This is a genomic window from Arthrobacter globiformis (genome assembly GCF_046536215.2).
GTDB lineage: Bacteria > Actinomycetota > Actinomycetes > Actinomycetales > Micrococcaceae > Arthrobacter > Arthrobacter globiformis_E.
Genome location: NZ_CM143421.1, coordinates 631,630 through 642,991, shown reverse-complemented (window position 1 = coordinate 642,991; position 11,362 = coordinate 631,630). Strand labels below are relative to the sequence as shown.

The window sequence follows — 11,362 nt, the reverse complement described above, 5'->3', positions numbered from 1 at the left end:
CCGAACGACTCACGCGCCGCACTATGTGGTGCCGAAATGGTTACCGCGCGGACGTCACGCCGGTAAGCCGTGCGTACAGGGCCAGATGGGCATCGACCATCCGCTCCGTGCTGAAACGGTCTTCGGCCTGGGCCCGGACTGTCCCGCGGTCCAGATCCCGCGCGCGCTGAAGAAGGCCGGCCAGGTCCTCCGGCGACGAAGCCAGGTAGCCGCTCACGCCGTCGTCAACAATTTCCGGGGCTGACCCCATCGGTGTGGCAACAACGGGTGTGCCGGTGGCCATGGCCTCGATCATCACCAGGCCGAACGGCTCCATCCACTGGATGGGGTTGAGCAGGGCGGTGGCTTCTCCGAGCAGTGCGTACTTCTCCGCGCCGCCCACCTCGCCCAGGAACTCCACGTCCGGACCCTGCAGCGGCTTCACTACATCGCGGTAGTACTGCACCTCGGCCGGTTCCCGCATCTTCGCGGCGATCCGGAGCGGAATCCCGGCCAGCTGGGCCACCCTGATGGCCTCCAGCACGCCCTTGTCGGGGCACATCCGGCCGAGGAAGCACGCGTAGCCGCCCCGCCCGTGCCCCACCGGAACAGCGGCCACCTCCATGCCATGGGGGATGATGGCCGCCACGCGGTCCGCCAGCACGCTGCTGATCTGGCTTTTGGAGATGGCGATCAGGGTGGTGTCCCGGGCCGCCGCGCCATACACGGCGGCGAACGAGGGCGACAAGTCGCTGTGTATGGTGGTCACCACCGGCAGCCCCTCGGGACGGCCCCGGTAGAGCGGGCCGGCCAGTGTGTGGTCATGGACCAGGTCCACCATGCCGTCCATCCCGGCATACGCGCTGATCACGTGGCTGAGCTCCGAGGAGGTGAACCCAACGAAGTCGGGTTCGGAGGAACGCATCCCGGGAAGGCGTTCCACCGGGCAGGTGCTGTCCGCCGCGGCGGCGAGCAGCACCTCGTGGCCCGCCCTGGAAAATCCCCTCGCCAAGGCGTCGACCACCAGTTCGATGCCTCCGTAACCGGCCGGGGGAATCGGGTACCAAGGCCCCGCAATTAAACCGATACGCATCCGCAGCTCCCTTGTCGTCCGGATCTACTGAGACCGATTAACTACTGAGACCATTCAGTTGTGGTTGGGACCGTCAGCCGGCGCTACTGCGCCATTATTGTCACGGCGCCATCAGCCGCTCCAGCGGCGGCCGGGGCTGGTTGAGCACGGTCATGCCCTGCGGCAGGCCCTCAATGGAACCCTCGTTACCGGCGGCGCTCAGGGTGATCCGGGAATGATCCATCTGCACGTTATCGGCGCGGAAACTGCCGAACCCGGCAGGCAGAACCGGGGCCAGGCAGACCTCCTCGCGGGGAAGCAGGGGATCGAAGCGCAGAAGCGTCCGCATCAGGTGCACCGGCGCCGCTGAGGCCCAGGCCTGCGGCGAGCAGGACGTGGGGAAGGGCACGGGATCGGGGAAATCGTCCCGGGAGAATCCGCAGAAGAGTTCCGGCAGCCGTCCGTCGAACTGTTCCGCCGCGTCGAACAGGCCCGTGGCAATGCGCGTCGCCTCCTCGACGAACCCATAGCGCATGAGCCCGGCGGCCACCAGCGCTGTGTCGTGCGGCCACACCGAGCCGTTGTGGTAACTGACCGGGTTGTACGCGCCCATGTCCGAGGCGAGCGTCCGGATTCCCCATCCCGTGAACATCTCGGGCGACATGAGCCGCTTGGCCACCTGGGGCGCCTTGTCCGCGTCCACGATGCCCACCCAGAGGCAGTGCCCCATGTTGGAGGCACAGGCATCCACCGGGCGCTTGTCCTTGTCCAGGGCCACGGCGAAGTATCCCCGCTCCGGGAGCCAGAACTTCTCGTTGAACTCGGCCTTGATATCAGCGGCGCGCCGGTTCCACTTGGCCGCGGTCTCCTCGTCGCCCAGCTGCTGGGCAAGCAGCGCGCGTCCCAAGTAGGCGCTGTAGACGTAGCCCTGCACCTCACACAGTGCGATCGGAGCCTCCGCCATCCGGCCGTCGGCGAAATTGATGCCGTCCCAGGAGTCCTTCCAGCCCTGGTTTAGGAGCCCGTGCTTGTTGGCGCGCTGGTACTCCACGAAGCCGTCGCCGTCGCGGTCGCCGTAGTGCTCCACCCAGTCCAGCGCCCGGTCGGCGTGTGGCAGGAGCGAGTCCAGCAGGTCGCCCGCCAGCCCCCAGCGTCCCAGTTCCGCCAGCAGCGACACGAACAGGGGCGTCGCATCCGCGGTTCCGTAGTATGCCTGGCTGCCGCCGAGTGCGAGTCCGGCGGTGACGCCCAGCCGCACCTCGTGCAGGATCCTCCCTGGCTCCTCCTCGGTGTCCGGGTCAACCTTTTCGCCCTGCAGTGAGGCCAACGTCTGGAGGGTCCCCGCGGCCAGCTTCGGATCCACGGGCAGCGCCATGTAGGAAGACAGGATGGAGTCCCTGCCGAAGAGTGCCATGAACCAGGGTGCGCCGGCGGCCACTGCTGCCCGCTCCGGGTGGTCGGGATCGAAGATCCGGAGGGCACCCAGATCCTCCTGGCTGCGGGTGAGGACCTTCTCCACGTTTTTGTCCGTCACGGTCAGCCGGGGAACATGTTCCTCCCAGGCGGCGTAGCGCTGGGCGCCCACGTGCGGAGCCGACTCATGCGTGAAGGGCTGCTCCGGCCCCGTGCCGTCAATCAGGGGTGTGGTGAGCACGGTGGCAGTCCACAAGCCGCGGGGGGCCAGTTCGGCGTCGAACGTCAGGGCATCCTCGGAGACCGCGGCGCCCGCGGCGCTGATGACCACGCCGCGATGGACGCCGTTGCGTATGGCATCAATCTGCAGGGCGTCGGCCCGGACCTTGCGGCTGTGCTCGGCGGACGGCACCACCTTTCCGCCTTTGACGTCGAACAGGTCGCTCAGGTCTGCATCCACCCTGATCTGAACCCGGCAGGTCCGCGGCTGTTCCGAGTAGTTGTGGATGTTGATGTCGTCACGCAGGCCGGGCCCGACCTGCCGGCTGTGTTCCACCACCAGCGGGCTCTCCACCGCACCGTTGGCCCCGCGGGGCCTGCCGACGAAGACCGCCCGGTAGGGCTCACGGGTCTGGCCGGACAGCGGTTCGAGAGGCACGCCGTCGACCGTTAACTGCCAGCGGGACAGAATCCTGGTGTCCTGGTAAAAGGCGCCCTGCGGCTGGCCGGGAAGGACGTCCCCGCTTTCGGCCGAGATGCAGAAGGAGGAGCCTTCCACCACGGTCACCGCTGTCAGCCCAGATGATCCTGCACCGATATTTTCATTCCACGCACTCATCGACTGCTCCCTGGCGACTAGTCGGATGGCATGGGCCGGCCTGTGCGGCCACGTTATCCATCGTCCCCCTACCGGGATGACGCCGCAACGGGTTATTCCCATCCGGCGGGGACGCTCCGGGGAGTGGCGCCCCGGCGCCGTCGGACTCCTGCCGAGGGGCCGGACCTCTTGCTGAACAGCGGGTTTAGGTGTCGAATCTTCTTACCAAGGCCGCTTGGCGGCTCACGACTAGCACGCCGGGAGATGGTCATGTCGGCAAGAGGTACTAATGGCCGGGGCAAGGGTCCCGGCCGCGGAAGTTCCGATCTCCGGCGGGCGGACGCGTCCGCCGGGTCGCCGGTGGATAAGCCGCAGGGCATCCGCAACGTTGCGCTGGTGGGACACTCCGGGGCCGGCAAGACCATGCTCCTCGAGGCGCTGCTCGCCGCCGCCGGAACCATCCCGCGGATGGGTTCCATCGTTGACGGCAACACAGTCAGTGATGCGGAGCCGTCCGAGATCCACCAGCAGCGTTCCGTGGTCCTGTCCGTGGCACCACTGATTTACGACGGCGTGAAGGTGAACCTGCTCGACACGCCGGGCTACGGGGACTTCACCGGCGAACTGCGGGCCGGGCTGCGCGCCGCGGACGCGGCACTGTTCGTGGTGTCGGCCGTGGACGGCATCGATGCCGCCACTACCGCACTGTGGGCAGAGTGCGCCCAGCTGGATACGCCACGGGCCGTGGTGATTAGCCGCCTTGACCATCCGCGGGCCAATTTCGACGCCGCCCTGGCCGCCTGCCAGAGCGCCTTCGGCCAGTCTGTGGTTCCCGCCTACCTGCCGGTCAGCGGGAATGGCGGCGTGACGGGACTGCTGGGGCTCCTGTCCGGGCAGGTCTCGGAGTACGACGGCGAGTCCCCGGAACCGGCGGTCCGGGACGCGAGTGCCGATGAGCTCGCCGCCGCCGAGTCCGAGCGCGGCACACTGATCGAGGGCATCATCTCCGAGAGCGAGGACGAGTCCCTGATGGACCGCTACCTCGGCGGTGAGGACATCGACGTCGACGTCCTGGTGGGGGATCTTGAAACGGCTGTGGCGCGCGGATCATTCTTCCCTGTCCTGCCAACCTCTGCCGAGACGGGACTGGGGATCTCGGAGTTGCTGGACATGCTGACCCGGGCGTTCCCGACGCCCCTGGAGCGTGCCGTGCCGGACGTGACGGACCTTGCCGGGGAGCCGGCCGGGCCGCTGTCCTGCGATCCGGCCGGGCCGCTGGCCGGCGAGGTCGTCCGCACCACCATGGACCCGTTCCTGGGGCGGGTATGCCTGGTGCGCGTCTTCTCCGGCACGCTGCGCGAGGATTCAGCGGTGCACGTCAGCGGCCGCGGCCTGGCCGAACGCGGCCATGAGGACCACGACAGCGACGAGCGGCTCACACACCTCTACTCCCCAATGGGGGCAAGCCTGAAGCCCGTCCCGTACAGCGTGGCGGGTGACATCTGCGCCATCACCAAGCTGGGCAGCGCCGAGACCGGCGATACGGTATCAGCGAAGGACGCCCCGCTGCTGATCACCGCCTGGGACATGCCGGAGCCGCTCATGCCGGTGGCCGTCGAGGCCGCCACCCGCAGCGACGAGGACGCGCTGGCCAAGAGCCTGGGCAAGGTGGCCGCCGGCGACCCGACACTCCGGGTGGAACGGAACTCAGAAACCCACCAGCTGATCCTGTGGTGCATGGGTGAGGCGCACGGCGAGGTGGTCCTGGACCGTCTGCGGGACCAGGGCGTGAAGCTGCAGACCGTGCCGGTGGTGACGCCGCTGCGGGAGACCTTCGCCGCGCCGGCCGCCGGGCACGGGCGCTACGTCAAGCAGTCCGGCGGCCACGGCCAGTACGCGATCTGCGACATCGAGGTGGAGGCGCTCGACCGCGGGGCGGGCTTCGAGTTCGTGGACAAGACGGTGGGCGGCGTGGTGCCGAACCAGTTCATCGGCTCGGTGGAGAAGGGCGTGCGGGCGCAGATGCAGAAGGGCGTTTCCGCCGGCTTCCCGGTGGTGGACATCCGGGTGACCCTGGTGGGCGGCAAGGCCCACAGCGTTGATTCCTCGGACGCCGCGTTCCAGTCAGCCGGCGCGCTGGCCCTGCGCGAGGCCGCGGCCGCCGGCCGCATCCAGCTGCTGGAGCCGGTCTCTTCCGTCACCATCAGCATCCCGGACGAGTACGTGGGGGCGGTCATGAGCGACCTGTCGTCGCGCCGTGGCCGGCTCACGGGCACGACGTCGTCCGGCGGGGACGCCACGGAAGTCACCGCCGAGGTCCCGGACGGAGAATTGCTCCGGTATGCGGTCCAGTTGCGGGCGCTGACCGCCGGCACCGGCCGGTTCCGGCGCAGCTACCTGCGGCACGAGCCGGTCCCGGGCAACGTGGCGCCGGCTGCGGCGAACGCCTGAGGGCCTTGGCCGGCTGCGCACAATTAGGGTGGCACTAGCTTGAGCTCACCAGCGTCTGGAATCTAGATGATTCGCGGGTGGCTGGCTTTTTCCAGGGTGGCGGACTGCCGGAAGCCTCATGTTCCTTGGCTGACGCTGGCGGTTTAGGACACCAGGGCGGCAACTGCTCCGGCAGCACTTGGCACTCGAGCGGCAATGGACACGTGGCCGGCAATTGCGCCTGTACCCCGCAGCCAGCCGGGAGGGGGCAGTTGGCAGGCATGGCGACCCCGGGTTGGTAGGCGCAAGCGGCCGGGAGGGGGCATCCGTCGGGGACTGCCGTGTTGGCCTGGGTGAGGCAGGCTGGCGGGATGGGGCAGCCCGCGGTGACGGGTTGGTTGGGCTGGATTACGCAACCTGCCGGGATGGGACAGCTGGGGGGCATGGTGCCGTTGGCCTGGATGATGCAGCCGGTGGGGAGTGGGCAGCCGGCGGTGACGGTGACCCCGGGTTGGTAGGCGCAGTTGGCAGGCAGGGGGCAGCCGTCGGGGACTGTCGTGTTGGCCTGGGTGAGGCAGGCTGGCGGGATGGGGCAGCCCGCGGTGACGGGTTGGTTGGGCTGGATTACGCAACCTGCCGGGATGGGACAGCTGGGGGGCATGGTGCCGTTGGCCTGGATGATGCAGCCGGTGGGGAGTGGGCAGCCGGCGGTGACAGGTTGGTTGGGTTGGAAGGCGCAGCTGGCAGGCAGTGGGCAGCCGGCGGTGACAGGTTGGTTGGGTTGGAAGGCGCAGCTGGCAGGCAGTGGGCAGCCGTCGGGGACTGTCGTGTTGGCCTGGGTGACGCAGGCTGGCGGGATGGGGCAGCCCGCGGTGACGGGTTGGTTGGGCTGGATTACGCAACCTGCCGGGATGGGACAGCTGGGGGACATGGTGCCGTTGGCCTGGATGATGCAGCCGGTGGGGAGTGGGCAGCCGGCGGTGACAGGTTGGTTGGGTTGGAAGGCGCAGCTGGCCGGGAGTGGGCAGCCGGCGGGAACCGGTGTGTCGGCCTGGGCGGTGCAGCCCGGCGGGAGGGAACAGCCTGCCGCCATCGGGACGTCCGGGGTGGCCTTGCATGTGTCTGTCGGCGGGCAGCCGGGTGCTTGTGGGTCGGTTTTGCATGTGTCTGTCGGCGGGCAGCCGGGTGCTTGTGGGTTGGTTTTGCATGTGTCTGTCGGCGGGCAGCCGGGTGCTTGTGGGTTGGTTTTGCATGTGTCTGTCGGCGGGCAGCCCGATGCCTGTGGATTGGTTTGGCATCTGTCTGTCAGTGGTGGACAGCCGGGTGCTTGCGGGTCGAACTTGCACTTGTCTGGCGACGGGCAGTCCGACGGCAGCGGTTTAGTGCTGCAATGCGGCGGTTGAATTGGTGGATCAGGCTCCTTCGGGCTGAAGGTTTTTCCCGCCATCGAGGGGATTGTCCAGCCCAAGGTACTCACCGAGCTGGGGTCAAAGCTGATCATCTTCTCGTCCCCGCGCAGGCGATCAATCTGACGGATGCTCAACAGGTGCCACAGATTCGGGTCCTTATGCTGTCCGTTCTCGATGACTTCAAAATGCAGGTGGCACCCAGTAGATGATCCTGTGGTGCCAACTTTGGCAACAACCTCCCCGACCCTGATCTTGCTGCCTTTCTCGGCACCTAACTTCAGCAGGTGGTTATAGGTCGTGATCAGGCCATTCCCGTGGTCAATCTCCAGTCTGTTGCCGCCTCCCCAGGGGTGCCAGCCCGCTGCACGTACGACGCCGGCGTCGGCAGCGTAGACCCGCGTTCCGCAGGGTGCCGCGAAATCCTGCCCATAGTGGAACTCGCCCAATAGACCCGTGAGTGGACTCCTACGCGAACCAAACGGAGACGTTCTGACCAAGACTTCGAGAGGCGCCATGAGGGATCCTTTAGGCGGCCGTTTTAGCAGTGCCGACGCAACACCAAGCGTCGTTGCCCCCTTGATGTCAGACTTAGAGATCACTGGTGCAAAGGGCACCTTCACCTGTGGAGTGTTGTTCGGGTCAAGGAGTGGTGCGTCTTCGCTTCCGGTGGGAGCCATCGGCAACGTGACCTCACCAGCAGAGTGTTGACCCAACTTGATTGGGCCTTGGGCGAAGGCGAACACGGCGAAACCAAGGATCAGTGCCGCCGCGAGAGTTCGCAACGTCAGCCTGCCGGCGATCTTCCTTCTAGCCGAATCCCGTTTCTTCGTTGCTTGTCGCCTACTCTGAGCTGCCACAGAATGCTCCCGAGGTTGGCCCGCCGAACTGGGCACACGGCAGGCATAGACCTCATTGTGGCTTCACGCCGACAACAGGGGAACCGGCGGTCACTGCTCCTGGGTTCTAGCATTGCCCCAAAGACCCACTTTGAGCCATGGGACATCAGCAATTCTCACAGTGAACGCGGGGAGATCTGAAGCAAGGGGGCTCGCGGGACTCAGATTGACTGCCCACTTGGGCATTGAACTGTGCCCGGACCGTGCGACTTAGTGGCCTGAAGGCTTGTTGGCTAGCAGGAACGCGGCGACGGGTGCGGCCAGCGAGGCACCGATATCCTCGGCCGTGCGCTTGTTGCCGGCAACGGCGAACGAATGGTCGCCGCCCTCGCACCACTGCAGCGTCGCGGTCGGTCCGATCCGGGACACCACGCCTTCCAGCAACTCCCGGGTAGCGAAAGTGTCGCGCGTCCCCTGCAGGAACAGCATTGGGGTTTCCACTCCATAGAGGTGCTCGTCGCGGAGCTTCTCGGGCTTGCCTGGCGGGTGCAGCGGGTAGCCGAGGAAGATAAGCCCGGCAGCCGGCATTCCCTCAGCCACCGCCATGGACGCCATCCGGCCGCCGAACGACTTCCCGGCCGCCCACACCGGCTCGGTGCCCCCAGCGGACTCCGCGCGGGCGGTAGCCTCGGACATCGCCGCACGCCAGGTGGCGATCGCCGCCGGCGGCCGGTCGGGGAACTTCCGCCCCGCCTCGCGGTAGGCGAAGTTGAAGCGCAGGGTGGCCACGCCGTCGTCGTTCAATGCGCCGGTGAACCCGCGCATGAACGGATGCTCCATGCCAGCGCCCGCACCGTGGGCCAGCACGAGCGTTGCGAACGGATTGGCCGGCCGGGCATACGCGCCGGAGACCTGGCCGTCACCGACGGCAATGGTGATGGGCGAGTCAGCGGTGGGCATGACTCCATCATGCCTGATTGGAATGCGCAGCCCGGACAGATTGCCGGAACGCCGGCGTGGTGATGCACAGCGCCCAGCATGCACAGCCCGGGCACAGACAGGCGAAAGTCTCCAGCCAGCTCCGGGCCGGACAGTTGTTGCAGAAGCGGGAGATGCCGGACACAGCACAACATCCGCCAGGAGGAACTACCATGGTCGTGTACCGGCCCGTCGCACCCCTGACCGTCGGCAGCGGCACACTCGACGCGGCGCTTGTTGCCATGGTCGTTGCCACGTTCTGCGGAACCGCAGCCTTCAATCTCGATGCAGGCGGCGACAGTTCTCAGGAAGCCGGGACCACCCGGAGCCAGGTGTAGTCCTGCGGCAGCAGCACCAGCCCCTCGTCGATCCGCACGGGATCCTCGGAAAACAGATCCAAGGCTTCGGCCGCGAACCCGGATAGTGTATCCGCCGCCACTACCTGCGGCCCGTCACTGAAATTAGCCAAGGCCAGGACCACCGTACCCTCGCCGGGCCGCTGGTACCCCAGCACGGCGGGGTTGTTCGTGTTGAACGGAATGAGGCGGGTGCCCGCCAGCTCCGGGGTTGCTGCGCGGACCTCCGTGAGCCGCCGGAGCCCCGCATACACGGCCCCCTCAGGGGTGGCCGGGTCCAGCCGCTTCGCATACTTTTCGGCAGGGAACTGCGGCCGGTGCACCCACCGGCTGTCCGCCTCGTGGCCATCCTCCTGTGCGTAGCCGTAGTCGTTGAGCTGTCCCACCTCGTCGCCCAGGTAGAGCAGTGGAACGCCACCGGTGCTGAAGGCCACCGAGTGCGCCAGCAGGACGCGGCGGATCGCCTCGGCAGACCCGTCCTCCAGGCCACACAGCGACGCCGTGGTGCCCGAGATGCGGCAGTCGCCGGTCCGCGGGTTGTCCTGGAACGGCACGCCGTGGGCGAAGCTGCCGGGGAACCGGTTGACGTAGAACGAGTTCAGGAACCGGCGGTGGTCGAAGCCGTTGATGCCGAACTCGGCGGCGTCCTCATCGGCGAAGGTCCAGCCGATGTCGTCGTGGCTCCGCACGTAGTTCACCCAGGATGTTCCCTGCGCGATGTTGTGCCGCCGCTCCAGGGCCTGGGCCAGCAGCGACACGTTCCTTGTGGCCAGTGCCTCCCAGGTCAGCGCCATCTGCAGGGGGTTGTAGGACAGCTGGCACTCGGCCGGATCGATGTACAGTGCCACTTCGTCCGGGTGCACGATCGCTTCGGACTTGAACAGCAATGACGGCGCCGCCAGCCGGCAAACGGCGTTGAACGCCTGCAGCAGGGTGTGCGCCTCGGGCCGGCTCTCGCACGAGGTTCCCAGCTGCTTCCAGATGAAGGCCACCGCATCCATCCGCAGGATGTCCACGCCGAGGTTGGCCAGGAACAGCATCTCTCCCGCCATGGCCCGGAACACCTCGGGGTTGGAGTAGTTCAGGTCCCACTGGAAGCTGTGGAAGGTGGCCCAAACCCACCGGCCGTCGGGCAGCTGCACGAAGGAGCCGGGGTGGTCTTCGGGGAAGATCTCCCGAACGTTCTGTTCGAACGCGTCCGGCATGGTCCGGTCCGGAAAGATCCAGTAGTAGTCGCTGTACCGCGCATCGCCCTCGGCGGCCCGCTGCGCCCACTCGTGCTCGTTGGAGGTGTGGTTGAAGATGAAATCCACCACCAGGCTGATGCCGCTGGCCCGCAGCTCGGCGGCGAGTGCCCGCAGCTGGTCCATGGTGCCGAGCTTCGGGTTGACCTGGCGGTAGCTCGAGACCGCATAGCCGCCGTCGGACAGGGGCTCCGGGGCCAGGAACAGCGGCATCAGGTGCAGGTAGGTAAGGCCGAGTTCCTTGAAGTACGGAATGCGGGCGCGGACCCCCTCCAGGTCGGCCGCGTACCGGTCCACGTAGCAGACGCCGCCGAGCATGCGGTTGGACTGAAACCATTCGGCGTTGCCCTCGCGGCCGGCGTCGAGCTCCTTCAGATCCGCTGGCCGCTCCTGCCAAGAACGGGCGATCTCCAGCGCCAGGGCTCCCAGCTGCTCTTCGATGTCCGGCCGTGATCCGTACAGCGAACCGAACAGCCGCGACAGGTCGGGGTAGTGGCGGTCGAAGCGCTGCTCCAGTGCCTTCCAGTCCCTGCTGCCCGGCTCCAGGCCGGCCTGCGCGGCCGCCATGCCGAACAGCTGGCGGTTGGCCGCCTGTGAGTCCCGTGCCGAGCCGGATCCCTCGGCAGCGGATGGTCCTTGGGTGGCGTCCAGACTCGGGGATTCAACCATGGAACGGGTCTCCTTCGAGGTTGCTCTGCGCCGGGCGGCGCCCGGTGAGTTTCATCCTTACAGATGGCCCCGCCGGTGCCCAGAGAGCCGGCAGAAGTTTCTGGGGGGCACGACGGCGGGACTCACCTGGGCGGTCTGCCCGCCGTGGACCGCGGCACA

At 67.3% G+C, this 11,362-nt stretch carries 7 protein-coding genes; 2 read left to right on the top strand and 5 right to left on the bottom strand.

The features are described from left to right. Positions 1-40: 40 nt before the first annotated feature. Both R5O87_RS02980 and R5O87_RS02975 read right to left on the bottom strand, forming a co-directional pair. Positions 41-1,072: a glycosyltransferase family 4 protein gene (locus tag R5O87_RS02980; protein ID WP_410555526.1), complete on the bottom strand. Its 1,032-nt coding sequence runs from the start codon at positions 1,070-1,072 to the stop codon at positions 41-43. Positions 1,073-1,172: 100 nt separating this feature from the next. Then, complete coding sequence (locus tag R5O87_RS02975; protein WP_410555525.1) at positions 1,173-3,302, bottom strand: amylo-alpha-1,6-glucosidase; 2,130 nt, start codon at positions 3,300-3,302, stop codon at positions 1,173-1,175. A gap of 249 nt (positions 3,303-3,551) precedes the next feature. On the opposite strand from R5O87_RS02975, the gene R5O87_RS02970 reads away from it, so the two are divergent. After that, positions 3,552-5,732 carry an elongation factor G-like protein EF-G2 gene (locus R5O87_RS02970; RefSeq protein ID WP_410555524.1) on the top strand — a complete coding sequence of 727 codons (2,181 nt, stop codon included), beginning with the start codon at positions 3,552-3,554 and terminating at the stop codon, positions 5,730-5,732. Between the two features lie 34 nt (positions 5,733-5,766). Here the strand turns inward: R5O87_RS02970 and R5O87_RS02965 are convergent, their stop codons facing one another. Both R5O87_RS02965 and R5O87_RS02960 read right to left on the bottom strand, forming a co-directional pair. Further along, positions 5,767-7,635, bottom strand: a complete 1,869-nt coding sequence (locus R5O87_RS02965; RefSeq protein ID WP_462836371.1) for a M23 family metallopeptidase — start codon at positions 7,633-7,635, stop codon at positions 5,767-5,769. A gap of 591 nt (positions 7,636-8,226) precedes the next feature. Next, positions 8,227-8,916, bottom strand: coding sequence for an alpha/beta hydrolase family protein (locus R5O87_RS02960; protein WP_410555522.1), 690 nt, complete (start codon positions 8,914-8,916; stop codon positions 8,227-8,229). 191 nt (positions 8,917-9,107) lie between these two features. On the opposite strand from R5O87_RS02960, the gene R5O87_RS02955 reads away from it, so the two are divergent. After that, positions 9,108-9,272 (top strand): hypothetical protein, encoded by a 165-nt coding sequence (locus R5O87_RS02955; protein ID WP_410555521.1) that lies wholly within the window; start codon positions 9,108-9,110, stop codon positions 9,270-9,272. On the opposite strand, the gene R5O87_RS02950 is transcribed toward R5O87_RS02955, so the two are convergent. Then, complete coding sequence (locus R5O87_RS02950) at positions 9,239-11,101, bottom strand: alpha-amylase family protein (protein ID WP_410555552.1); 1,863 nt, start codon at positions 11,099-11,101, stop codon at positions 9,239-9,241. The two genes, R5O87_RS02955 and R5O87_RS02950, sit on opposite strands and share 34 nt — an antisense overlap. Between the last annotated feature and the right edge of the window lie 261 nt (positions 11,102-11,362).